This is a genomic window from Flavobacterium saccharophilum, assembly GCF_900142735.1.
Lineage (GTDB): Bacteria > Bacteroidota > Bacteroidia > Flavobacteriales > Flavobacteriaceae > Flavobacterium > Flavobacterium saccharophilum.
In genome coordinates, this window is sequence record NZ_FRBY01000004.1 from 434,478 (window position 1) to 461,281 (window position 26,804).

General features: G+C 34.6%; 20 protein-coding genes. 10 read left to right on the plus strand and 10 right to left on the minus strand.

Annotated elements, in window-relative coordinates; translation table 11 throughout:
- Nucleotides 1-91: 91 nt before the first annotated feature.
- On the plus strand, nt 92-640 hold the full coding sequence (locus BUA98_RS15005; RefSeq protein ID WP_072973855.1) for an NAD(P)-binding domain-containing protein: 549 nt from the start codon (nt 92-94) through the stop codon (nt 638-640).
- A gap of 427 nt (nt 641-1,067) precedes the next feature.
- A complete protein-coding gene (katG, locus tag BUA98_RS15010) occupies nt 1,068-3,344 on the plus strand; it encodes a catalase/peroxidase HPI (RefSeq protein WP_072973857.1) in 2,277 nt (758 codons plus the stop codon).
- A 67-nt stretch (nt 3,345-3,411) separates the two neighbouring features.
- Here the strand turns inward: katG and BUA98_RS15015 are convergent, their stop codons facing one another.
- On the minus strand, nt 3,412-4,518 hold the full coding sequence (locus BUA98_RS15015) for a PepSY-associated TM helix domain-containing protein (protein WP_072973858.1): 1,107 nt from the start codon (nt 4,516-4,518) through the stop codon (nt 3,412-3,414).
- 246 nt (nt 4,519-4,764) lie between these two features.
- On the opposite strand from BUA98_RS15015, the gene BUA98_RS15020 reads away from it, so the two are divergent.
- Nucleotides 4,765-7,173 (plus strand): TonB-dependent receptor, encoded by a 2,409-nt coding sequence (locus tag BUA98_RS15020; RefSeq protein ID WP_086065343.1) that lies wholly within the window; start codon nt 4,765-4,767, stop codon nt 7,171-7,173.
- Between the two features lie 85 nt (nt 7,174-7,258).
- On the opposite strand, the gene BUA98_RS15025 is transcribed toward BUA98_RS15020, so the two are convergent.
- The 7 genes from BUA98_RS15025 to BUA98_RS22220 all read right to left on the minus strand — a co-directional run bounded on the left by BUA98_RS15025 (nt 7,259) and on the right by BUA98_RS22220 (nt 15,660).
- On the minus strand, nt 7,259-7,567 hold the full coding sequence (locus BUA98_RS15025) for a hypothetical protein (RefSeq protein ID WP_072973860.1): 309 nt from the start codon (nt 7,565-7,567) through the stop codon (nt 7,259-7,261).
- Nucleotides 7,568-7,688: 121 nt separating this feature from the next.
- A complete protein-coding gene (locus BUA98_RS15030; protein ID WP_072973861.1) occupies nt 7,689-8,078 on the minus strand; it encodes a YidH family protein in 390 nt (129 codons plus the stop codon).
- Nucleotides 8,079-8,178: 100 nt separating this feature from the next.
- Nucleotides 8,179-8,859: an SRPBCC family protein gene (locus BUA98_RS15035; protein ID WP_072973863.1), complete on the minus strand. Its 681-nt coding sequence runs from the start codon at nt 8,857-8,859 to the stop codon at nt 8,179-8,181.
- Nucleotides 8,860-9,052: 193 nt separating this feature from the next.
- Nucleotides 9,053-10,678, minus strand: a complete 1,626-nt coding sequence (locus BUA98_RS15040; protein WP_072973864.1) for an FAD-dependent oxidoreductase — start codon at nt 10,676-10,678, stop codon at nt 9,053-9,055.
- Between the two features lie 215 nt (nt 10,679-10,893).
- A complete protein-coding gene (locus tag BUA98_RS15045) occupies nt 10,894-11,712 on the minus strand; it encodes a tyrosine-protein phosphatase (RefSeq protein ID WP_072973866.1) in 819 nt (272 codons plus the stop codon).
- Nucleotides 11,713-11,811: 99 nt separating this feature from the next.
- Entirely contained in the window at nt 11,812-14,667 is a 2,856-nt protein-coding gene (locus BUA98_RS15050; protein WP_072973867.1) for a TonB-dependent receptor, read from the minus strand.
- 219 nt (nt 14,668-14,886) lie between these two features.
- Nucleotides 14,887-15,660, minus strand: coding sequence for a helix-turn-helix domain-containing protein (locus BUA98_RS22220; RefSeq protein WP_159433472.1), 774 nt, complete (start codon nt 15,658-15,660; stop codon nt 14,887-14,889).
- 42 nt (nt 15,661-15,702) lie between these two features.
- Between BUA98_RS22220 and BUA98_RS22390 the strand changes: the two genes are divergently transcribed.
- The 6 genes from BUA98_RS22390 to BUA98_RS15085 all read left to right on the plus strand — a co-directional run bounded on the left by BUA98_RS22390 (nt 15,703) and on the right by BUA98_RS15085 (nt 24,788).
- A complete protein-coding gene (locus BUA98_RS22390) occupies nt 15,703-15,933 on the plus strand; it encodes a hypothetical protein (RefSeq protein ID WP_072973871.1) in 231 nt (76 codons plus the stop codon).
- Between the two features lie 493 nt (nt 15,934-16,426).
- Complete coding sequence (locus BUA98_RS15065; RefSeq protein WP_072973873.1) at nt 16,427-19,303, plus strand: TonB-dependent receptor; 2,877 nt, start codon at nt 16,427-16,429, stop codon at nt 19,301-19,303.
- Nucleotides 19,304-19,449: 146 nt separating this feature from the next.
- Nucleotides 19,450-20,730 (plus strand): DUF5690 family protein, encoded by a 1,281-nt coding sequence (locus BUA98_RS15070; RefSeq protein ID WP_167547717.1) that lies wholly within the window; start codon nt 19,450-19,452, stop codon nt 20,728-20,730.
- Nucleotides 20,731-20,774: 44 nt separating this feature from the next.
- A complete protein-coding gene (locus BUA98_RS15075) occupies nt 20,775-21,932 on the plus strand; it encodes a TIGR03364 family FAD-dependent oxidoreductase (RefSeq protein WP_072973877.1) in 1,158 nt (385 codons plus the stop codon).
- A gap of 157 nt (nt 21,933-22,089) precedes the next feature.
- Nucleotides 22,090-22,770 (plus strand): phosphonatase-like hydrolase, encoded by a 681-nt coding sequence (locus BUA98_RS15080; protein WP_072974110.1) that lies wholly within the window; start codon nt 22,090-22,092, stop codon nt 22,768-22,770.
- A 341-nt stretch (nt 22,771-23,111) separates the two neighbouring features.
- Nucleotides 23,112-24,788 (plus strand): DUF4983 domain-containing protein, encoded by a 1,677-nt coding sequence (locus tag BUA98_RS15085; protein WP_072973880.1) that lies wholly within the window; start codon nt 23,112-23,114, stop codon nt 24,786-24,788.
- Nucleotides 24,789-24,995: 207 nt separating this feature from the next.
- On the opposite strand, the gene BUA98_RS15090 is transcribed toward BUA98_RS15085, so the two are convergent.
- Complete coding sequence (locus tag BUA98_RS15090; RefSeq protein ID WP_072973882.1) at nt 24,996-25,580, minus strand: helix-turn-helix domain-containing protein; 585 nt, start codon at nt 25,578-25,580, stop codon at nt 24,996-24,998.
- A 189-nt stretch (nt 25,581-25,769) separates the two neighbouring features.
- Between BUA98_RS15090 and BUA98_RS22495 the strand changes: the two genes are divergently transcribed.
- Complete coding sequence (locus BUA98_RS22495) at nt 25,770-26,318, plus strand: hypothetical protein (protein WP_208857993.1); 549 nt, start codon at nt 25,770-25,772, stop codon at nt 26,316-26,318.
- Nucleotides 26,319-26,344: 26 nt separating this feature from the next.
- On the opposite strand, the gene BUA98_RS15100 is transcribed toward BUA98_RS22495, so the two are convergent.
- The gene (locus BUA98_RS15100; protein WP_072973884.1) at nt 26,345-26,701 is read right to left on the minus strand and encodes a winged helix-turn-helix transcriptional regulator; all 357 of its coding nucleotides are present in this window, start codon (nt 26,699-26,701) and stop codon (nt 26,345-26,347) included.
- Nucleotides 26,702-26,804: the final 103 nt, after the last annotated feature.

Genomic DNA, 26,804 nt, shown 5'->3' on the forward strand with positions numbered 1-26,804 from the left:
GCTATATTTGCCCGAAACCACAGTCTTGAATTTTGGTAAAAAATGGTAATACCCCGAATTTTTATCAAGATGAGATTAATAAAAAAAGATTATGAAAATAGGTATTATAGGAGCTTGCAATATGACTTTGGATATTGCTACCAGAGCAGCAAAATCGGGACATGAAGTATTACTCAGTCATCCTAGATGTATTGAAAGTTTAAGGCCGATCGCAGCAAGAATGGGAGACAAAGTAAAATTGGTCGCTAAAGATAAAGCAGTAAAAGCAAAGATGATTGTACTATTTGTTCCTCGTGAAGAACTTAATGGATTTTTTGACGGTCTGCCAGATATGTCAGAAAAGATACTGGTACACACCAATAATCCTTTTTTTAGTACAGAAAGTTATTTATCGCCAATTGGAGAGGTAAAATCTTCAAGTGAAATTATAAGTGCACAATTGCCTAGTGCACATCTGGTTAAAATTTTTCATGTACTGGAACCTGAACTTATTTTATCGAAATGTCAAAGCCAAAACGGAAACGAAATATTCTTTATGGGAACCAATCAGGAAGCAAAAAATAAGGTGAAAAGTTTTTTAAAAACGATAGACTTGTCAGCTTGTGATCTTGACGAATTGTGTTCAGCGGGCCAATGCTAGGATTTTTAATCTTATAAAATACTTCCAGGTTGTCGTTCTGTAAATATCAGCATGAAAAAACATTATGACAACAAGGAAGTAAATTACATTTCAAGATTTACAATGATTTATTATTAATCAAATTTAAATAGTTTTTTGAAAATCATTTTTACAAACTTAAAGGCTGTCCTTATATAATTAACATTATTTCTTCCTTAAAATTCTTTAAAAATCTTCCTTAAAATAAGAGACAAAATTCAACATGTAATGTTTTGATTTACATGATTGTGCTATATAATAATATAATTGAATTTATCTACTTTGATAGCTTTTATCTATTGTGGTAAATTAATTTAATATGCATCTTTTGCTTTACTTTTTTATTTTGTTTGTAAATTAGTCTGATAATAAATCGATTAAGATTAAAACAAAAAATAAAATTGTAATTATGGACAACCAATCAAATGACATTAGCAAATGCCCTTTTCATAACGGGAGCATGGACAAAGTAGCAGCTACAGGCACAAAAAATCGTGACTGGTGGCCAAAACAATTAAAGGTAAATATTCTGAGACAAAATTCTTCGCTTTCAGACCCAATGGGTGAAAATTTTAATTACGCAGAAGCCTTTAAAAGTCTTGATCTTGAAGCAGTAAAAAAGGACTTACATGTACTTATGACTGATTCGCAAGAATGGTGGCCGGCAGATTTTGGTCATTACGGAGGTTTATTTATAAGAATGGCATGGCATAGTGCGGGAACGTACAGAGTAGAAGATGGTCGTGGTGGCGCAGGTGCAGGACAACAACGTTTTGCCCCACTTAACAGCTGGCCGGATAACGTGAGTCTTGACAAAGCCAGAAGATTATTATGGCCTATAAAGCAAAAATACGGTAGAAAAATTTCCTGGGCCGATTTGATGATCCTGACAGGAAATATCGCCTTAGAATCTATGGGCTTTAAAACTTTTGGTTTTGCCGGAGGAAGAGCCGATGTTTGGGAACCAGACGAAGCTGTTTATTGGGGTTCTGAAACTACATGGTTAGGTGGAGATGAACGTTATAAAGACGGTTCTGAAGGTGTACCGAAAGATCATGGCGTTGTTTCATCTGATGATAATGCAGATGGTGATATCCATTCAAGAAATTTAGAAAAACCACTTGCCGCTGTGCAAATGGGACTTATATATGTAAACCCGGAAGGACCAGACGGTAATCCGGATCCTATTGCTGCTGCCAAAGATATCAGAGATACTTTTGGTCGTATGGCTATGAACGACGAAGAAACAGTAGCGTTAATTGCAGGTGGACATACATTTGGTAAAACACACGGAGCTGCTTCTTCTGATCACGTAGCAGAAGAACCGGAAGCCGCAGGTTTAGAATTACAAGGTTTTGGATGGAAAAATAGCTACGGTTCTGGTAAAGGTGGAGATGCTATTACAAGCGGACTTGAAGTAACCTGGACAAAAACACCAACACAATGGAGCAATAACTTCTTCGAAAACTTATTTGGTTTTGAATGGGAACTTTCTAAAAGCCCTGCTGGTGCACATCAATGGGTAGCCAAAAATGCAGAACCTATTATTCCGGACGCTTTTGATAGTTCTAAAAAGCATTTACCAACAATGCTTACAACAGATTTATCATTACGATTAGATCCTGAGTACGAAAAAATATCCCGACGTTTTCTTGAAAATCCAGACCAGTTTGCAGATGCCTTTTCTCGCGCCTGGTTTAAATTGACACATCGCGATATGGGACCTGTTTCGCTTTATTTAGGAGCCGATGTTCCGAAGGAAGAGTTGATATGGCAAGATCCTATTCCTGCTGTAAATCACGAACTTATAAATGCGAATGATATTGAGCAATTAAAAGGAAAAATTCTGAATTCAGGATTAAGTATTTCTCAATTAGTTTCAACTGCATGGGCTTCAGCTTCTACTTTTAGAGGATCTGATAAACGTGGAGGTGCTAATGGAGCACGTATAAGACTGGCTCCTCAAAAAGACTGGGCAGTAAATAATCCGGCTCAGCTTAAAATTGTTTTAGATAAACTGGAAAGTATTCAGGCCGAATTTAATGCAGCTCAGGGTGGTGGAAAAAAAGTTTCGCTGGCAGATTTAATTGTTTTAGCAGGATCAGCAGGAGTGGAGAAAGCGGCTGCAGCTGCCGGAAGCTCTGTTACTGTACCTTTTAGTCCGGGACGTATGGATGCCTCTGCAGAGCAAACAGATGTTGAATCTGTTGGGTTCTTAGAACCTAAAACAGATGGATTCCGTAATTACAGAAGAACAAAATCAGCTGTTGCTACTGAAGAATTACTTATTGACAAAGCCCATTTATTAACGCTTACCGCACCAGAATTGACTGTACTTTTAGGTGGATTACGTGTTTTGGATATCAATGCGGACGGCTCTAAAAATGGAGTATTTACCAATCGTCCGGGTCAGCTTACCAATGATTTCTTTGTAAACTTACTGGATATGAATACACAGTGGCAAGCGGTTTCTAACGATAAAGAACTTTATACAGGAAACGATCGCTCAACTGGTCAGCCAAAATGGATTGGTACCCGTGCCGATCTTGTTTTTGGATCTAATGCAGAATTAAGAGCGCTTGCAGAAGTTTACGCTAGCAGCGATGCGCAGGAGAAATTTGTAAAGGACTTTGTTGCCACATGGAATAAGGTAATGAATCTGGATCGATTCGATTTAAAGAAATAATTTCTTTTCAATAGAATAAAAAATGAAAGAGGAGCCCTGGTTGTGGCTCCTCTTTGTCTTTATAGGCTTAAACTAAACTGCGTTTAGCTGCGTTTTTTTTCTTCTTTTTCTTCTTTTTCAACCAAATAATAAATCCGGTTACAGGTAAACTGGCTGCAATTAAACTGGCTAAGAACGCAATGATTTTCCCAAAAAGGCCAAAAAATCTTCCGGTATGAAGATCATAATTACTAGCTTCGATAATATCAACAGTATTAAAATCCTTATATAATTTATAACGAAGCAATTGACCCGTTGAAGCATCAAAGAAAAAAGTATTTTGTTTTCTGGACCATTCATACGGATATAACATTCTCAATCTAAGACCTCCGTCTTTTCTTATAGACAGGGTTACTGTATTGGCTCCCGGATATTGTTGTATCGCAGTTGTGTAAATTCGATTATAAAGTACGGCCAATGGCTCTTCTTTAATAATTGCTTTTGATTCTACTTTTATGCCTTCTGTAACTTCACTTCCGGTTAAGAATGCAGCTGCATTTTTTACGCCTTTAAAAGCAAAAAATAAACCGGTAAGAGCAATAACAAGCAGAAAGAAAGAAGCATAGAAGCCTAATACATTATGTAAATCGTAATTAACGCGTTTAAATGTTCCTTTCCATTTAATCGTCAAAGCTTGTTTTATTGCTTTTATGCGACCTGGAAACCATAATATAATTCCGGTTAGTAACATCAAAGTGAAAATGACTACAGACCATTTCTGAATAAAACTTCCAGTATCGCCCAAAAGCAAAGAAGTATGAAGCTTTCTGACCGTAGTTAACCAATCCTGAGTGCCAGTCGAAATTAAAGTACCATCATAAGGATTAAAATAATATGTTTTCTTTTTTGTAGAAAGTTCGACAGCAGCATTAGAAACTTTTTGATCTACTTTGATTGAAGTGATTTTTTGATCGGGTTCTGCTTTTTGAAAATTGAGGACAATTTTCTCAACGCCTGCAAAGTTCTTTTCCTGAATTGGTACAAGTAATTCTTCTTTTTTGCTCAAGCCTCTTAATTCTTCCTCAAAAACATAAATACAGCCAGTAATACTAATTATAAAAACAATTATTCCGGTTGCCAAACCTAACCATAAATGGACCTGGCGTGCTATATTTTTAATTTGTTTCTGATTCATTTTATAAAGCGTATACTAAAATTAGAGGCTGTTTTTTGAAAAGTTTTTCAAACAAGCTGCGCAAATGTAGATGTATTTTAGAAACATTCCAAATAACAATTTCGACAAATTAAGTCGTTTAGGTAGTAATTCAGTTAAAATGGAGAGCCGAATTTATTTTGAAAAAATAGCAATTTGCTGTTGATATATTTAGAAATATATTGTTCTTTTGCGCTCAATTTAGAATCAGTTTAAATAAGTATAAATATGAGGACAGCAATACTTTCAATTTCAGATTATATACAAGTACTAAATAAAAGAATAGCAGGTTTATCTTTGAGATCAGCATTAATTTTGATGTTTTTGTTGTTTAATTCCAGTGTACAGGGACAAACAACTGCAACCGGTTCAATTTCAGGTAGCGTAATTACCAATGACGGAAATGCCAGTCAGGGTGTAATTGTTAAACTAATAGAGATTAATAAAAACGCAGTAACCAATTCGGCTGGAAATTTCGAATTTAAAAAAGTACCATTCGGAAAATATACGTTGGAAGTTACCATGTCTGGTTATGAATCATCTCTGGAAAGTACCGAGATTACAGAGCTAAATCCAACGGTTTCAATTGACATCAAAGTAAATTCTTCCATTCAAAATCTGGAAGATGTGGTAATTCGTACCGGAGGAAATCGTTTTGCCAAAAAAGAAAGTTTTGACGTTGCCAAGATGCCTTTAAAAAACATCGATAACTCTCAGGTTTATATTGTAGTAAGTAAGGAATTAATGAAGGAGCAAGTAGTAACAGACTATAATAGTGCTTTTAAAAATGTTCCCGGTGCTGGTATTGCAGAAGTAAGAAATCAGGGACGTACGACTTCAATTTCAAGGGGTTTTCCAACTCCTCAGGTAGTTAGAAACGGTGTTGGAAGTTTTACTTACACTACAATTGATCCTTCAAATTTAGAGCGTATTGAGGTCATCAAAGGACCATCAGCAACACTTTTTGGAAGTACGTTGTCATCATTTGGTGGATTATTTAATCGTGTAACTAAAAAACCTTTTGATAGTTTTAAAGGGGAAGTTTCATATTCTGCAGCAAGTTGGGATCTGAACCGTCTGACTTTTGATGTGAATACTCCTTTAAACGAAGATAAAACAGCTTTGTTAAGAATCAATACAGCCTTACATAGTGAAAGAAGTTTTCAGGATGCCGGATTCAATAAAAACTTCTCAATTGCTCCAAGTTTCTCTTATGCAATCAATGACAGGTTGAGCCTTTTAATTGATATAGAATTCAGTATGTACAAAGCAACTTCACCAACCAGACTTGCACCTTTTGTTGTAGCAAACACGGAAAGCAGTATTGAGGAACTTGATATGCCTTATAAATTATCTTTTGCTAACAATACTATTAATTACACGAGTCAACAATACAACATTTTTGCACAGTTAAAATATAAAATGTCAGATAGTTGGGATTCTCAAACTATTTTGTCAAGAACAAGATCATCTTCTGATGGTTATGTGGTGGCTTTGCAAATGAGATCACCTACAACATTAAGACAACAGGTAACCTATCAGGAGTCACCTTTTTATGGAACGGATATTCAGCAAAATTTTATTGGAAAATTCAATATTGGCAAACTTAAAAACAGAGTAGTAGCCGGTCTTGATTTTTACAGCCTGCGTGCTACACGAAACGATGCCATTGTCAATATGCCGGCAATGGATTATAAAAAGCCTGGTGACGCTTATAACAATTTTAATATTCAAAAAGTACAGCCAATGTTTGCAGGTGCTACTTTTAATAATTTTGTATCTAATGACGAAGATACCTACAGCGCCTACGTTTCTGATGTTTTAAATGTAACCGATAAATTATTAGTAATGGGTGGAATTCGTTTGGATAAATATGAAAATCATGGAACCTATTATCCTAGCAAAGATTCTATTGCCGGAAATTACAATCAAACCGCTTTCTCTCCAAAATTTGGAGTAGTGTACCAAATTGTGAAAGACAAAATTGCGGCTTTTGGTAACTACATGAATGGTTTTAGCAATGTTTCAGGTTCAGATTTTGAGGGTAATACTTTCAAACCAAATCAGGCCAATCAATGGGAAGGTGGTTTTAAATTTGACCTTAGTAAAATATCAGCTACATTAAGTTATTATGACATTGCCGTAACAAATATAACACGTGACGATCCGGATCATGCAAACTTTTCAATTCAGGATGGAACTCAGGTCAGCAGAGGTTTTGAAGCCGAACTGATTGCCAACCCAATTTCGGGATTAAATATCGTGGCAGGTTATACGTACAATGATAGTAAATACGAAAAGAGTAACGCAAGTGTTCAGGGATTACGACCAACAACGGCAGGTTCTCCGCAAACAGCCAACTTATGGGCAAGTTATAGGCTAGTTACAGGTAGGGCACAAGGTTTAGGAATTGGTTTTGGAGGTATTTACGGAAGCGAATATTATCAGACAAACACAACAACTTTCAAATTTTCGATTCCTTCTTATACTGTTTTGGATGCTTCGCTTTTTTATGATCAGCCAAAATATAGAATTGGCCTTAAGGTGGACAACTTAACAAATGAAAAATATTGGTCTTACAGACTTGCAGCTCAAAACCCAACACGAGTTACTGCTAATATAACATTTAAGTTCTAAGTAACTTTAAATCAAAAAAAAGGGATTGTTTCATTCATGAGACAATCCCTTTTTTACTTTAAGAATTTGAATAGCATAAAAATGCTTATTCTTCTTCCTCTTCTTCCTCATCCGGTTCTGCTTGATTGGCACTGTATTCGTCCAACGTTCTTCTATCCGGATCATTTTTGTCGCTTAAATCTCTTTCAGCATCAATAGTTCGATTGCTGTTTTTTTGAAGATTAATATCATCGTTATCATCGAGATTTTGTCCGTCTGAATGATCAGTGTTATAAGGCTCTCTGTCTTTGTAATTATTCTGATGCTGATTAACTGCCGGATCTTTGCTCTCCATTGTTTCAGAAGTAATCCCTTCATTATCTGCTCTGCTGTTTCTGTGGTTTGAAGTATTCATAATAATAAGATTTTATAATTAATATTTACAAATCTATTAATCAAAAACAGAAGTAACTTATAAGATTTTTATTTGCAATTGTATTATTATCAGGTTTTTACAGTTATATGTTAGCTGTTTTTTAAGAAGAAAAAGGGTAAGCAGCCATAATTAAATAAGCAATTATTATAATACTCATTAGAAAAATAACAACGGTCAGCACCGTTATTAATAAGGTAGAATATAAGTATTCGCCTTTTTGCAGCAGTTTGTGCGTTTGTCTGTATTTCCAATACGATAAAAAAATGGTACTGGCACCTGTAAAGACTAATGCTATACCAATAATTATAGTTAAACCATTTTTAGGAATATTGGCTTCCTGAAAAAAACTGGCTGGTAATTGATTTACAAATAATGAAAATTTTACGATTACAAAGCCAAAAACCATTATTCCGATGCCTGTTCGCACCCATGAAAGAAAGGTTCTCTCATTTGACATTTGTTCGTTGATCATTTTTTTATTATTCTCCATTGTGTTCAATGTATATCTTAAAATTATAATAACAAAAGGGAAAAAACCTGTAAAGAATCTCTCCTTACAGGTTTAGTTTTTTTTATGTATTTGAAATCAGTTAAACAGATTCTATATAGGTTTTGAAATTGAGTATATCATCTTTTACCAGTTTTTCAAAATACGGATTAAGCAATTTTGCAGCGCTTTCTCCAGCAACTCCCAGCGGTGCGTGATAAGAAATAGTTACAATGATTTCTGTATTTTTTCCACTTGGTCTGAAAACAACTTTTCCCGCATTTTTTATGGAAGATTCCGGAAGAGAATTCCAACTGATTAATCTTTCTTTTTCATCTTTTATGATTTCAGCATTCCAGGTTATTTTACCTATTCCAGCCGGTCCTTTCGCAGTCCATTTCGAGGTAGTGTAAGTTAGCGGTTTTACAGCTTCAAGATGGTTCATGAATTTCGGAAAATTTTCGAAGTCACGCCAAAAATTATAGACCTCACTTATAGGTTTATTAATAATACTGTTAACTCGAATATTTACATTTGATGCCTTATCGTTTTTAAGATGATCTACAGCATCATACACCGGGCAATATCCTGACAGTCCGCGTAAAAGCATTGCGCCTCCTGAACCTATTTGTGTGATATTTTTGTCTTCTTTGGATAATCCTTTATACAAAAGATAACCGCCGCTGGTCACCATTAAAAATCTTTCCAGCGCTGAAACGTTTGTTTTAAGTTTTGAAGTTCCTGAATTAGAAACTTTTTTTTGAGATGTTGTTGCTGTTTCCATAATTCTATTTTTTTATTGATGTGCAATTGTTAGAGGGTTAAAATTAAGCTCTTTAAGCTGTTTTTCTTTTACAAGATTAATTTTGATTTTTACAGAATTAAGCTTGATAGAAGGAAATTGATCAGGTTTAAAACTTAGCAATATATGTTTAGCCTTAATTCTTTAGATTAAAACCTATTTACAATTTTAGAAATCAAAAAGGTTTCTCTTTTTGCATGTAGCTATGTGTTTTTTGTTTGATATGAATTTTATGTAAATCGATTTGTGCCGGACCATTGATAACAGATCCATCTGTTGAAAATCGGGAACCGTGACAAGGACAGTCAAAAGATTTTTCATCAGCATTCCAGTTTATAATACAGCCCAAATGAGGGCAGACTGCAGAAAATGCTTTTAAGGAATTATCATAATCCCGGTAAACGGCAATTCTCTTTAATCCGGATGAAATTACACCGCCTTCTCCAGCGGGTAAATCTGCCGTATTTTTTAAGTCAGATGTTGTAACCCAGTCTACATATTGTGATGCCATATTGCCTATTTCTTTTGCAAAATCAACGGCTATTTTAAGGGTAATGCGCGATGGGTTGTATAAATCTTCGTATTTATTTTTTATGCCCGTAATACTATCACAAATAATCATAGCGCCAATTGTAGCATGTGTCATACCGTTTCCGGAATCTCCTGTAATGATATAAATATTTTTATCTCCTGGGTTTTTGCCCATAAAACCCAAAGAATCCACAGGCTCCATAACTTGTCCTGACCATCTGTAAGTAAGATCATCTTCCAGCATCGGGAAATAATCTCGTGTCCAGGCTTCTAGTCTGTCATAACGCTCGGTCGCTGATATTCCGTCTTCATCGGCCTGACCAGTTTTGTGATCTTCACCTCCGGAGATTAGTAAATCGTATTTGTCATCATAATTTTCAAGACGTACATAATGATAAGGTTGTGAAACCCATTTTGATTTCTGATCACCGGTATCCCACCAAAGTGCGTAGGGAAGTTGCCCTTTCGGAATTTTACCTGCAATAACATAAGTTCTGTACGCATGTTGTTTGGTATGCATGGTCAGAACATCGTTTACGGGACTGTTTGTAGCTACTACAATATGTTGTGCAGAAAACATGTAGCCGTTCACTTTTGCTCCTTTTTTTGTAATATCTTCAGCATGCGCTTCGGTATATATAATGCCTCCCAAAGAAGTAATAGCTTCAGTAAGACCTTTTAAATAATGTAAAATATGAAATTGCGCCTGATTTGCAAAGGCCAGACATCTTTGGTTTTCGGCATTAGCCAATCCAGGAACTGATTTTAAAATACAAGTTTTTAATCCCGCTTTTTGTGTCACATGAAACTCCTTATCTAGATTTTCTTCTTTATCAGTTGGATGAAGAAATAAATAACCGTTTACTCTTTTAAAAGAACAATCAATATTTAATTCTGTCACAATTTTTTCAATTTCATCAATTGCTTTGGAGTGACTTTCAGCCGCAAGTGTGGCAGAGTTTTCTCCAAATATTTTTTCAAGGAAATAATAACGATCATCAAGCGCACAGGTTAAATGTGCTGTTGTGCGTCCGGTTTCGCCACTTCCTATAAAACCATCTTCGACCAGAACGACTTTTTTACCGGCTTTGAGTAATTTATAAGCGGTAGTTAAACCCGCAATTCCGCCACCAATAATAAGTACTTCAGTTTCTATATCCTGATTTGGTTTATTGCAGGAAATAATTTGAGTAGAATCAATCCAAAACGAAACATTATCGCCTGAAGTAATACTGGAGCTTTTTAAACTATGATTTGATTTATTGTCCATGATTGTTTTGTTTTTGAGGTTTGTCTATGTAAGAGACTGATTTTTAAAGTAAAGCAATCAAAGCTAGTAAGCCTTTGTATGGAAATCTTATAAGTTTAAGCCTAAATTTTATAGGATTACCATTATGTTAAATGCTTCTATTTCAGATAGTAATAAAAAATAAAAAACCGCTTAAAAACAATTTTAAGCGGTTTAAAAAAATAAAAAAAACGAAATTATTTCACCAAGTATTTTTTCTGAATTTGTTTTTTAACTTTTTTATCAATTCCATATTCTACTAGTAACATTTTGTCGATACTGCCATATTTCTTGATAGCAGTATTCCACGCTGATTCTAAGTAAGCTTGTTTTACACCCATTAATTTTGCCATTCTTTCTTCCGGAATTCCGTAGGCTTTGTACTTGCTTAAATCTGTTTTTGCGATGGCCTCGTTAGATCTTAAATAGTCTTTCATAATTTCTTCATCAGAAACATCTAAAATATGTAACAATAAAGAAGACGCAAATCCTGTTCTGTCTTTACCAGCCGTGCAATGAAATAGAACAACAGTTTCTTTTTTCTTCACTTCATCAAAGAAAGGTTTAAAGTCTTTTGCGTTTTCAGCAAATCCTGCATTGGCCGCGACCATTAACGAATCTGCCTGTGCTTCGTTGAAAGTTGGCGACATCATAATTTTCATAAATTGTCCCATTTCTTTACCGTTTATTGAACCAATGTTAGCTCGTGTAGTTACAATTTTTTCTCCTGTCGGAATAAAATCAGGATCTTTTTTTATTTCGTCGTCGTTTCTAAAATCGACTATAGTCGTAATGTTTAAGGCGTCGAATTTTTTAATATCATTTTCTGTCAGTTTAGAGAAATTACCCGATCTGAAAATAATATCTTCCTTGATTTTTTTGCCGTTTTTATTGTGAATTCCTGATAGTGATCTGAAATTTGGACTGTTTTCGATTTCCATATTTTTCTGAGCCTGACTTTGAAAAGCAATCATTAAAAAGACTGCTGTTGTGCGTAAAAGAGTTTGAGTTTTCATATTTAATTATTTTGAAATTAGAGACTGGAATTTTAATGCAAACTGAAGTATCAGCTTGCATTAAGTAGTATTTATAAAGTTTTTGAAAAGAAATGAATCTTATAAAATCTGGTATTTAAGACCTAACTGACCATTGATAGACGACCATTCGCTGTTAGTAATTCGGCCTTCATTGTTCCCCATGAATTGTTTGAATGGTTCGTTAGTAAGATTTCTAACTTCCATAAAAACTTTGATTTTATTGCTGATAGAATAATCCGCAGAGAAATCAACAGTGAAATTTGGCATAGCCGAGATATAATAGTCCGGACCTAAATTTTGATTAATCGTTTCTACTGATTTTCCTCTGTAATTTCCGGCGATTCTAAACATGAAGCCATATTTTTCGTAGAAAAGAGAAGAATTAAACAATAACTTAGATTGATTTGGCAATGTAGTTTCGTCCGTAGCCGTTACATTTCCTTGCGCATCATATCTTGAAACTTCTAATTTTGATTTGATAATTGAAGTATTAAAATCGATTCCGAATCCGCCCCAGAAACCATTCCATTCTGTAAATCTTTTTGTGATTCCAAATTCAAAACCTAATAAACTGGCGTCTTTAATGTTTTTAGGCTGCGTCACGATATAATTAACGTTATTGATTCTTTCTGCCGAAATATCCCTGAAAATATAGTCGCTAATATCTTTGTAGAAAACACCCGCCGTAATCAATCCGATATCTTTTAAGAAATACTCTCCCATAAAATCTAAATTATTAGAAAAAGTAGGCTTTAGATCCGTATTTCCCCTTGTGATTTTTGGAACACCAGCCGTCACATCTATAATTTCACTCGGATTTAAATCGGGTAAATTTGGTCTTGAAAAAGTTCTGGTATAAGCCGCTCTGAAATTGATGTTTTCATTGAAAGCATATTTCAAATGCACCATTGGCAAAAACGCATTATACGATGATGTTTTGGTAATTGGCGTTGCCACTTTAGTTTGCGAATCATAAGCGGTACTGCTCATCGTAACATTCGTTTCTTCATTTCTGGCACCGGCAATGATTTTTGTTTTTTCAGATAAATCATAAACGCCCATAACATAAGCGCTGAACACATTTTCTTCGCCTTTAAACTTTGTGGTTACATTCGTAGCCGGAGAATAATCTGCAAAACCATTTGCTTTTAAGTATGATGGTGTGAAAATATCAAACAATTGATTTTTCGTAATCGGATTTACAATTAGGTTATTAAACGGACTTCCAATTTCTGAGAAGAAATTATTAGCATTTGGATAAGGTTCCGTTTGTAAACTGCTCATCGGAAGTAAGGCTGGCGAGCCTGGAATTCCTAAAGCGGCTCCCGGCAAATAAACGATTGGCGTTTGCTGTCCTTCATAATCTTTGAATCTTAATTTTGAACCCGCTTTGATTACAAATTTGTCTGTTGCATCATAATTAAAGTTAATTTGTCCCACTTTATCATGATCCCTTTGGTCCAATTGGGTAATGACCAATTGTTGTAAAGTTAATTTCGTTGGATCCATAACATCATTCGGATTCGTCAGTTTTGGATCGATGTTGTAAATGTTTACACCATTTCCGTCAGGAGCATCAAAAGTATTATAAACAGCGCCATCTGATGATCTTACACCAAAATCACCAACCAATTTTTGAGAAAACTGAGCAATTGGTAATCCTCGCATATCAGAAGGCATATTTGGTGGAGTGTCCAAAAGATACGTCATTTCGTTATTGGCAAACGACCAGTCAAATTTTAATTTAGAACCAATTCTGTGTTCTCCGCCAATTTCAATTCCATTTAAATCTGTTTTATAATCAGAATAACGGTAGCTAAAAGTATATCTCTTTTTAGCAAAGTCATAGAAAGATTCATAAACCGGACGTACATCCCTGAATTTATCATACAAGAATTTCCCGAAAAACTTATTCTTATCGTTCAATTCAAAATCAATTCCACCGCTTATTGCTTTTGTAGTTCTTTGTCCAAAATATCTTTTAGCATCAACTGTATTAATACCATATTTTTGAGATTGTACAGGAGCATTAATGTTGTAATCCACTACCATTTCATCAGTAGCGAAATTTCTGTCCCAAATAGAAGCTGCCAATACAATTCCTAATTTATCTTTAAAGAATCTTTGTCCGTAAACTAAAGAGGCATTATAAGAACCTTTTTCAGCTTTTTGATTGTAACCGCCTCCAAGACTCGCATTCAGCATTGTTTTTTTAGGGGCTGTTCTGGAGATAAAATTTACAGATCCACCAATGGCATCTCCTTCCATATCAGGGGTTATCGCTTTTGATAACTGGATGTACTGAATCATTTCGGTCGGAATGGCATCTAAAAGTGTGTTTCTCGTTCCCATTACAGAGGCACTTGGCAATCTGGTTCCGTTGTACAAAGTCGATGTCCATCCGTAAGGCGTTCCGCGTACACTCACCTGATTGGCTTCTCCATGATAACGGTTTACACTCACACTTGGCATTCTTTGAACCGCTTCGGCAGCATTACGGTCTGGTAATTTTCCCACGGCATCTGCAGAAAGCACATCCATAATGGCCAATGATTTCTTTTTCATGCTTAAGGCTTTGATTTGAGATGGCCCAGTAAAACCTTTTACAATAATTTCTTTTAATGCACCTTCTTCTGCAGCAAGAGTAACCGTTCCCAAATTATTAATACCCGAAACTAATTTTATTTCTTTGGTAATCGTTTGGTATCCCATATAACTAAAGGAAACTGTAAGCTTTTCTCCCGATAAATTCGAAACTTGAAAATTCCCATCAAAGTCTGTTGAAGTTCCCGTTTTTCTTTCTAAAATAGAAATATTTACTCCCGGTAAAAACGTTTTTCCATCAGAAACTTTTCCGATCATTGAAGCATAATTTTGCGCTATAAGTTGATTTCCGGATAAAATCAAAGCAAATAACAATAGTAGTTTTTTCATTGTGTGTAGTTAATTTTTATTTTCTGCTGCAAAACTATCTGATGGTTATTTTCCGGAAGTCTTTTTAAATTTAGGCGTACAAAAAAGACTAAAATTATTTTTAAGTTATTGATTTTTAGTTGTTTGTGAATAATATCAAATGGTTAACTAAATATGAAGGACTTGTTATTTTGAAATTGAATTTGGTCTGGAAATACTTTTCTTATAAAAAAACAGGCTTTACGAGAATGCATTTTCTGATGATAAAGCTTCTTCATGCACTTTTTTATAGTCACTTGGAGTTGCTCCGGTAATTTGTTTGAAATATTTGTAGAAAGTCGATTTGTTTTTGAATCCGCTTTCGTATCCAATAGTGACAAAATTGGCATCTTGTTTTTTATCAATTAATCTTTTGGCTTCTTCAACTCTTAGGGAATTTATGTATTGATAAAAATTGGTTTTCAATTCGACATTAAGCGCTTGTGTGATTTTTACTTTTGAAATATGTAAATCAGCCGAAAGTTTATCCAGATTGAATTCAGAATCGAGATGGCCTTTTTTGGTTTTGAAATAAGCTTGAATAGCATTGATGATCTCATTCATTTCATCTGATTTCAATTCGTAGTTTTTATACTTCTCTTCGTTTTTAAGTTCAATAACCAGTTTTTGAATTTCAAAAAATATGGCAAACCGAATGTGAATGACGTAAATGAAGATAAAGAGCATCAGACAATAATAAACGAATCGAAGGTTTACGATCATCTCCCTATTAAGAGCCAAAAGTACAAGTCCCAAAACAGTTAATACTCCCAATGAACAAAAAACGCTTCCTATGACTTTTACAATACTGATTTTTAAATTGAAAATTCGTGTTGTATCTAATCGTGATGAGCGGATGTATCGTAGACAATAAACACTATAACCCAGGAAAGAGGGCAGCAAAAGCAACATTACGATAAGGTTAGAAAGTTTAATGATTTTTGGGAATACAGGATTGGTTACCGCAATAAACACTACAACTATGTTGAAAGCAAAACCTATAAAGAACGGAATGCAATGGTAACAGATTTTTCGGGTGGAAATGGGTTTGCCAAATACCGAAAGCATATAAAAATAAAGCAACGGACCGTAAAGGAAAGAGAAACTCCCGTGCAGTTTTTCAAACAGGTTGACATCCTGATAAAAGAAGAGTATGGAGATCTTATAGAGAAGGTGAAAAAATATAGTGCCGAAAAAGAGAGTGAGATAAAAATCTTCCTGTCTGAATTTTTTATTAAAAAAGATTAATAAAGCAGTTATTAAGGATTGAATCGAGGTTAAATAGAGAAGGAATAACATAATAAGTTGTATTGATAAACAAAACTAGTCGATGAGAATTATCATAAGGTTACCAAAAGATTAAGCTACCTGAACCTGAAAAATTTGACAATCATTTTAGTTTTCATTTCTGAAGAAAATTATAGAATGTTATTTCACTAAAAATTCAAAAAGTTTACTAATAGTAAAAAAACGAACTATTATGAAGTTCTGGAAATTCAGATAAATTGCTTCCGCAATTATTGTTTTGTAAAGTGATATGAGGCCTTATTTTTAAAGAGAATTTTGAATAAAAGCCGTAGTTTTCAGCTAACTATGTTTTCTGTTTTTTTACAAATCCTTAACAAATTACCGCCCTTAAATTTCCTTTTTTTTAACAATTACATAATTCTCGTTTTTTCACTATTTGTAAAATTCATTGTTAATTTGCTTCAATAAATTTAATATTTGTAAACAATTAACCATGAAAACAATTTACAAGGCAATTTTTATTTTTTCTGCTATACTCTTTGCACAAAACATGACAGCGCAAAAAGGAACCATCAGCGGAACCATTACAGATTCACAGTCTCCATTGCCGGGAGCCACTATTATATTGTCAAATAATCAAAAAACAACAACTGACTTCAGTGGTTCTTTTACGATTCAGGATGTTAGATCAGGAAATTTTGATTTGCAAATTGCTTATATAGGATATGAAACAAAAACCATTACTGTTGAAGTTAAAGACAATCAAAAAGTAAGTTTAGGTATTATCACACTTTCTACCAATTCAAAAGAATTAAACGAAGTTGTAGTAAGCGGAATGACCCAAAGAAATAGTGAAGCAAGAGCGCTGAACATGCAAAAGAAATCAATGAGCATTGTAAACGTAATTGCTGCCGATGGAATAGGAAAACTTCCGGATCGTAATGCTGCAGAAACGGTACAGCGTATGCCCGGAGTTTCGATTGAAAGAGATCAGGGTGAGGGACGTTTCGTTTCGGTGAGAGGGTTACCACCTTTTTGGTCATCAACTACAATCAACGGAAACAGGATTCCGACTGCTGAGGAAGAAACTACTTCAAGAGCTACTGCATTTGACTTCTTCCCATCAGATCTTATCGCTTATGTTGAGGCTACAAAAGCCATTACACCAGATATGGACGGAGATGCCATTGGAGGAAGCGTAAATTTTACCACGCAGACTGCTCCAACCAAAAGAACCATTAAAGCAAGTGTTTTTAGTGGATACAATCAAAAATCAGACAAAGGAATTTACAGCGGATCGCTTACTATTGGTGACAAAAGTAAAAACGGAAAATTCGGTTACATTATAAATGGTACGTACTGGGACAGAAATTGGGCAACGGATAATTACGAAGCCAGAAGACAAGGAGATCAGGGAGTTTACCGATTAGAATTGCGTGATTATACCGGAGTTAGAAAAACAACAGGTTTAAATGGTGCAATGGAATTTAATCCGTCTTCAAGAGATAAAATCTTCCTGAAAGCAACTTATGGCGGACTTACAGATGAGGAAACACATTACAAACACAGAATCCGTTTTGACAAATTCAGTAGTGCAAGCAACGCTTTAACTGTTGAACAACAAGATATTCACAACGAATTAATGACACAGTTTATTGGAATTGATTTAGGTGGAAAACACCAATTGGCCAATGGCAATTTAGACTGGAGTCTGGCTTCTTACAGAAATCAGTTTAAATATGGAAATATTCCAAATGCAGAAGACAACAGTTATTTCTTAATGCAGTTCAACCAAACCGGAGTAGGCGTTAAACCGGAATATATGAATACGGTTCCGGTTGCAAATGGCGGAGCAGGAGGACCAAGAGCCTATTGGGCTGCTGACGGCGGAATGCTGGATCCAAACAATCCAAAATCAATATTTGACTTTTTCTCAGATCCAAATTTCCAGACAGATCCGACAAAAATGAAATTCTCCACTTTAGAGTTGTATAAAATCAGCATTGTAGAAAGAGATAACATTATTGCGGCCGTAAACTACGAGCACAATTTTAATGAAAAACTTAAAATGAAATTTGGTGTGAAATTAACAGACAAAGATCGTATCGCCACATTTAGAGATGAATATTACAATTGGACAGGATCGCCAACACCATTTTTATCAGATTACAGTCAGGATTTAATTCTTCAGCCTGGAGGAACAGATTATATGAGAAAAGAAACAGGAACGAATATTGGAAACACTTTCGGACCGGTTTTATCTACAGATGGAATGACGAATTTTTTCAACACTTCACAAGGTAATTTAGTTTTAAATCCGGCAGATTCTCAAATTCCGGAATTAGGAAAAGGATTAGGAAGAAACTTTAATGTAGACGAAACAACTTCTTCTTTTTATGCAATGGCAACGTATTTAGCTACTGATAAATGGACAGTTTTAGGAGGGGTGAGAGTTACGAATACCAATACGAAAGTAACCGGAAAAACAGTAGAAAATGATGTAGTGGTTGATGCTGAAAACACTAAAAATTATACCTCAGTATTGCCAATGTTACATATAAAATATTCTCCGATTGAGAATTTAAACCTTCGTTTTGCTACAACCAGAACTTTTGCAAGACCAAACTTTGGAGACATTTCTCCAGCCGGTTCTTTGAATACTATTGATGGTGAATACGCTGGTGGAAATCCAAATTTGAACCCAACTTACTCTTGGAACTTTGATTTATTGGGAGAATATTTCCTTGATGAAGTGGGAATTATCAATGCTGGAGTTTTCTACAAATCAATTACAGATCCAATTTTTGACGATACCTACCAAGGAACTATTAACGGAATTTCGGATATCGAAATCAGCTCACCAACAAACGGTGGTAACGCCTGGATTGGCGGAGTGGAATTCGGATTCACAAAAAGATTCAGCTTCTTGCCAGGATTCCTGAAATATTTCGGAACTCAGATCAATGCAACACTTATGAATTCTGAAATGACTTTGGGTAAAAACGCTAATAATCCAAACGGAAGAAAGGTGTCAACTCCTTATCAGGCAAAAGAATTATACAACTTACAATTGTTTTATGAAAGCGGAAAACTTAACGTGAGAGCAGCTTTTAACCACAAAGGAGCCTACGCAACAAGTTTTGATGCCAATGCCAAAAATACTGACATGAACGACATTTATTATGGTAAGTACAATTCACTTGACTTCTCTGCTTCTTATAAAGTAGGCGACCATTTCACCATTTTCAGTGATGTAAATAACGTTTTGAATGAGCCTTTAATGTATCATTTTGGAGAAACGCCAAACCGACCAAAACAGGTGGAGTATTATGGAGCGAAATTCAATCTAGGACTTAAATATAATTTATAGACAACTATAAGTTAACCCGTTGGATGTTGGAAGGTTTTATTTTTACAGTTTATTTTTTTTTAATCGACTGCATTTAACGGGTTTCTAAAAAAGGATATCCAATCTAAATTTTACAGCACAATTATCATTTTAATTTTAAGGAACTAATGTCTAATAAAGCATCTAATTTCAGGTTTATTTTAAAAACATCCATAGCGGCATTTGGTACTTATTTTTGTATGTATGCTTTCAGGAAACCTTTTACGGTAGCCACATTCGACCATATGTCCTTCTGGGGAATTGACTATAAAATATTGCTGATTTTAGCGCAGGTTTTAGGGTATACGTTATCTAAGTTTTTGGGAATCAAGATTATTTCAGAATTGAAATCATCAAAAAGAATTCTTTATTTAATAAGCTTTATTGCGATTTCAGAATTGGCATTACTAGGTTTTGCACTAGTGCCTGCACCTTATAACATCGCATTTTTATTCATAAACGGACTGCCTCTCGGAATGATTTGGGGAATCGTTTTCTCTTATATAGAAGGAAGAAAAACAACCGAATTATTAGGCGTTATTTTATGTTCAAGTTTTATAGTTTCCTCGGGCGCGGCAAAGTCTGTCGGTTCCTTTGTCTTGAAGGTTTTGGGATGCAATGAGTTTTGGATGCCTTTTGTTTCGGGATTGATTTTTATAATTCCGTTAATCGTATTTTCATTGTTTTTGGAGAAAATCCCAAATCCGGATAGCGAAGATTTGGCTTTACGATCGAAAAGAAGACCGTTGAGTAAAAAAGAACGCGCTTCGTTATTTCAGCAATTTGCTTTTCCGTTAACGGCCATTATCATCTTCTACGCGATGCTAACGGCCATGAGAGAATTTAGGGATAATTTTGCCAGAGAATTATGGGATACTTTAGGGTATAAAGAAAGTATTTCAATTTATATGTATTCTGAAATTCCAATTGCGATTTCAGTGCTGGTAATTTTGGGTTTCTTAGGAAGCATGAAAAACAACTACAAGGCGTTTAAAAGGTATCATTTGGTTTTGTTTATTGGTTCATTGCTTATTGGGTTAACGACTTTTTTATTTCAAAAGCATTTAATGGGGCCACTTCCGTGGATGATCATTTCAGGTTTTGGAATGTACGTTTGTTATGTTCCGTTTAACGGTCTGTTTTTCGACCGAATGATTGCCACTTATAAAATTGATGGAAACACTGGTTTTTTAATTTACATCGCCGATGCTTTTGGTTATTTAGGAAGCGTTTTGGTCTTGTTTTTCAAAAATTTTGGTGACAAGAATATTTCACTCTTAAGCTTTTTTACCACTTGTATTTATCTGTTATCCTTTGTCGGGATAATTACAACCATAATGTCGTTTAATTACTTTAAGCGCAAATTCAAAAAAACAATAAAAATTAACACCACTCCTTTATACACCTGAACAAAGGAAAAATTAGAATAAATAAATTACACAAACACAAAAACATGAAAGAGAAATATGATTTAATAATTGTAGGGTCGGGAGTTTTAGGCACATTTCATGCCTACCACGCTTTACACAAAGGAATGTCAGTTGCTATTCTGGAAAAAAATAGCAAACCCGAAGGCGCCACCGTTCGAAATTTTGGTCAGGTTGTACCATCAGGAATGGACAGAAAATGGCAAAACTTCGGAAAAGAAAGTTTAAAAATTTACAAAGATATTCAGTCCCAATTTGATATCAGTATTCGTCAGAACGGAACGGTTTATTTGGCTTCAAACGACGAAGAAATGCAATTGATAGAAGAGTTGCATCAAATCAATATTTCAAATGATTACGAATCTAATTTGCTGACAAAAGAACAATGTCTGACAAAATACGCCGGATTGCGATCTGATTATTGTACAGGAGGATTATTTTTTCCACAGGAAGTAACGGTTGAACCTTCAACAATGATTCATAAATTACATCAATACATGATAGCCAATTTAGGTCTTGATTTATTTATGAATACCACTGTTTTGAATGTTGAAAACAGAACTGATGGAGTAGTGGCAACCACTTCTGCCGGACAAGAATACAAAGCTTTAAAAATCATTATCTGTAACGGAAGTGATTTCAAAATACTGTATCCTGAAATTTACAACAGCAGTGATTTGGTTGTTTCTAAACTTCAGATGTTGCAAACTAAACCTCAAAATAACTATAAATTAGATGGTTCTATTTTGACGGGATTAACGATTAGAAGATATGAATCTTTTGAAGAATGTAAATCGTATGCGACAATAAAGGCAAAAGAAAATCCCGATAGTTTTGAGAAGAAATACGGGGTTCACATTTTATTCAAGCAAGCGCTGGACGGATCTGTAATTTTAGGAGATTCACACGAATATGCTCCGGCAAAAGATATTGATTCCCTTGGATTTGATTTGAATATGGATATTGACAATTTCATGATTGAAGAAGCCAAAAAGATAATCGATTTGCCAACGTATGAAATCCAAAACAGATGGTTCGGAATGTATTCACAATGCAAAACCAAAGATATTTTTGAGCATACAGTTGATGAAAATATTCATATCATAACCGGAATTGGAGGCAAAGGAATGACCGGAAGCGCAGGATTTGCCAAACATAATATTGCCAAAATTTTTAATGTTTAATTTTTCTAGCCACTCCCGATAGCTATCGATAAAGGATTAAAAAGATTTAAAAAAAATCTGCCTTAATCTGCTTCAATCTGTAAAAATCTGCGTGAAAAATTAAGCACAATTACATTCAACATGTAAATACATGTTCACAAAAAATAAAACACACAAAATGAAAATTAATGAAATTGAAATGGTCGTTTTTGATATGGCCGGAACAACAATAAACGAACAAAATATAGTATACAAATCACTGCATAAAGCCATCAATAAATTCGGAATTGAAGTTTCGTTGGAATTGGTATTGTCATTAGGTGCAGGAAAAGAAAAACATCAGGCCATAAAAGATATTTTAAAGCACATCAACAATACAGATTCAAATACATCAAATTTAATCTTTGAATATTTCAAGGAAATACTGGATCAGGAATATTTGTCTGCAAAAGTGTTACCAATTGAAGGTGTCGAAAATGTACTTCAAAACCTTAAAAAAGATGGTGTAAAAGTAGTTTTAAACACAGGGTATAGCAGTCATGTCGCCAATACATTATTAGAAAAATTAAACTGGAAAAAAGACAATCAGTTTGATGCTTTAATTACAGCTGATGATGTTGTACTAGGCCGTCCTTTTCCGGATATGATCCACAAAGCGATGCAGTTGTTTGCTATTACAGATGCTTCAAAAGTATTAAAAGCAGGAGATTCAGCTATTGATATTGAAGAAGGTAAGAATGCAAAATGCGGTATTACAATCGGCGTTTTATCAGGAGCGCAAACACGATCTCAACTCGAAGAAGCAAAGCCTGATTATATTTTAGAATCTCTGGCCTCTTTATATAGTATTGAGAATTAAAGAGCTCTTTTTTTTAACACATAGGAACATAGATTTTAGGCACTCAGAAAGGCGTTTCACTTTTTTGAAAACACATAGCTATGCCCTTTATTTAAAATAAATAATGTTTTTATGTATTAAAAATAGCCACTCCCGATAGCTTTTTTGGATAGAAGATTAAAAATAAAAATCTAATGGATCTGCGTGAATAATGATACACATCGCTATGTGTTTTCAAAAAAGTGAAATGCCTTTTTACATATTTTATGCTATGTTTCTATGTGTTTAAAATGTTCGCAACGTATTAAAATAGAATTCTTTATAAGTAAATAAATAGTAACCCATTAAAACAATTCAACCCAATGAAAAAGATTTTTAGATTAAGTTACGTTACAATTCTGGCAAGTGTACTTTTAGTTACATCTTGTACCAACGATACAACATTTACGAGCGACGAAAGCGCTGTAAATGCGAATAAAACGAATTCCAAAACAGCCAAGACAGCACTTGCCGGAGGCGTTAAAAAACTCCTTATTATTGGTATTGATGGCTGTCGCGGAGATGCTTTAATGGGCGCCAACACGCCAAATGTTCATGCTTTATTACCGAATTCAGTTTACAGTTTAGATGCTTTAACAGAAGCGCCAACCTGGAGCGGAAACGGCTGGTCGACGATGCTTAGTGGTGTAACACATTTAAAACATGGCGTTACGGATAACTCTTTTTCAAGTCCGAATTTCGGAACCTATCCAAGTTTTTTAAAACGTCTTGAAACTTACAATGCCTCTTTGAGAACAATGTCTATTGTTCATTGGGCGCCAATCAATACTTACATTGTAGACGGAATTGATTTGGAGAAAACCCTTACCACAGATTTAGCGGTAAAAAATGAAGTTGTTGCGGCTTTGACAAACGACAATCCGGATGCTTTATTTTTACATTTTGATGATGTAGATCACGCCGGTCACAGCTACGGATTTTCATTGAATGTACCACAATATAAATCTAGTATTGAAACTACTGATGGTTATATTGGAGAGATTTTAACTGCTTTAAAAAACAGACCCAATTATGCCAACGAAGACTGGCTGGTTGTTGTTGCACCGGATCATGGTGGAACATTGGCAGGATCTCACGGAGGATCATCTTATGAAGAAAGAAATATTTTTACCATCTTCAACAATAAGAATTTCACTTCAACAAAAATTGAAAAACCAGTTGATCCAACAACATCAATCACAGGAAGTTTTGCCCATTTTAATGCAAATAACAAATATGCTTCAACGACGAATGCACTTTACAATTTCGGAACTTCAAGTTTTACGGTTGAATGCAGAGTAAAAACTTCAGGGTATTCTAGTGATCCTGCTTTAGTTTCAAATAAAAATTGGGCAAGTGGTAAAAATCGTGGATTTGTAATTTGTGCCAATACAGGAGGAGTATGGAAAGTAAATATCGGAGACACTCAAAATCGTGTAGATATTTCCGGAGGTACAATCACCGACGGAAAATGGCATCATTTAACTTTGGTGGTAGATCGTACAGCTAAATTGGTTAAAACCTATCAGGATGGCGCTTTTGTTGGTCAGGCTACGATTCCAAATAACTTTGGAAGTTTGACTTCAGGATTGCCATTTGCAGTGGGGCAGGACGGAACATTAACGTACGGCGCCAATGTAAACGGAAATATTGCAGAGGTTCGTGTATGGAATAAAGCTTTAGCTGAAGCTTCTATCTTAAATTATACTTGCTCATCTGTTACTTCTTCTCATCCGGACTACGCCAATCTTATTGGTTATTGGAAAGGAAATAATGGTTCAGGAAATAGTTTTACAGATTCAAGTACAAAGCAAATACCTCTTACGTTTGCTAATACACCAACATGGACAACAAGTACAGCTACCTTAAAATGCGGAACAGCAACTGGAGTTGTTCCAAAAATGGTAGATATCGCCTATTCTTCTCTACAATGGTTTGGAGTACCGATCAACTCAGGATGGTCGTTAGACGGACGCTCATGGCTTCCGGCGGGAAATTAATTCAGTTTGTGTTTTTTATTGTTAAAAGGTTGTCTCTGTTTCTGGAGATGACCTTTTTTTTATTTAACCGCAAAGTTTTTTTACCGCAATCCCGATAGCTATCGGGAGCTAAGGTTTACGCAAGGTTCGCAAAGTTTTAAAGCCAAAGCTTTGCGAACATTGCGTTTTTATTTTCTTTGCGAACATTGCGGTTAAATATAACGCAGATTAGCTATTACTTTCGGAGTAGAAGTAAAGCACAAGCATAACACAATTTTCGGAAGTTCTGTTTTCAGGAACGTGTGGATGTCTTCCATTAAAACATAAAGAATCACCTTCACTCACAAGTACTTCAACATCATCAATAATATAAGTCACGCTTCCTTTGATGATGTATTTAAATTCCCAGGCATCTGTAATTACTTTTTCACGTTTGCAATTGGGTTCAACTTCAAGGATTACAGCTTCAAAACCAATAGAATTAATGCTTTTACTGAAAATATGATAGTAATTAAAACCAGTTGTTTCGGCTTTGTCTTCTTTCTCTATCTTTTGATAGTCTTCTTTTTTAATGTGGATGTATTTGGCATTTTTGGTATTTTCTACACCTTCAAAAAAGTAACTGACATCGGTATTTAAGGATTGTATTAATTCAATTAAAACGGGTAGGGACGGTATGGTTCGGCCGTTTTCGATTCTCGAAATTAGTCCGTTACTAACGCCGGCTCTGTTGGCAACTTCATGAATAGTCAATGAATTTTTCTTTCTAATTTCTTTTAATCTTTTTCCAATACCAATTAAAAAATCTTCCATAATAAAACCTGTAGTTTAAATGGTAAATATAATACATAGTCTCCAATGTTTAGTTTTTAATCTGAGGCAAAACTTAACATTGGGGCGTTATTTTTAAAGGTATATTTGTTAATAATTAATTAACATTCAGTTAAAATGTAAATAACATTGAAAATTATTTAAAATTTCACTCTAATAATATATCTGCACATGAAAGAAAAAGAAAATGAATTAAATGAAAACTCTGAAAACGATAGTTTAAAAACCAGTGAGCAAACTCTTGAAAATGAAATTGCTTCTGACAATGACATAAAAACAGAAACAACAGATTTAAAACCATCGGCAGTAAAGCCAAAAACGATCGTAACAAAAAAGAAACCCGTTAAAAAGACTGAAGTTCTAGTACCAGAAACTACAGAACAAAAAGAAGAAACTGTTTCGGCTGAGGCTTTGGAAAAAACGGAAGAAATTGTTTCAGAAGATAAAAATAATAGTAAATCTAAAAAGAAGAAGATCAAGATGAAAGAAAAAGACGCAAAAGACAAGGACAAAGAGAAAGCAAAAAAGAAAAAACAAGTAGCTAAGAAAAAAGAAAAAGCGAAAGAGGATAAAAAGAAAGAGAAAGCTAAAAAGGCAAAACAAAAAGCAAAAGCTAAAAAGAAAGCCAAAGCGAAAAAAGCAAAAGACAAAGCTAAAGCGAAAAAAATCGCTAAAAAGAAAGCGAAAAGATCGAAATCAAAATCGAAAAAGAAGAAATAAAAATAAAGCCCTGAAATTTCAGGGCTTTATTTTTTTACTGCAGTATTCTTTTCTTTATTCCGAATGTGTTCCCGATGCGAGATTCCCCAATTGATCATTTCAGCTATAATAGGTCCAAAAGATTGACAATATTCTGTTGATTCATAAAGTATTGGCACTTTCGCATCACGGTCTTCTGTTCTTTTAACCAGATTATTGAGTTCCATATCTTTTAATTCTTTCGAAAGCATACGCGATGTAATTCCGGGAATACTTTGCTGAATTTCCTTGAAGCGCGTATTTCCATTACAAATGGAGTTGATAATAGGCAATTTCCATTTCCCTCCCAAAACATGTAAAGTATCCTGAAGCGCCTGAAACTCTTCCTTCTGATTTCTCGCCATAGCTAGTATTTATTGTGAAAATATTTTAATAAAGATAATAAAGGCTTGCAAAATATAAAAGAAGAAATTCTTTATGATAATGATTTTGGTATACTCCATGATA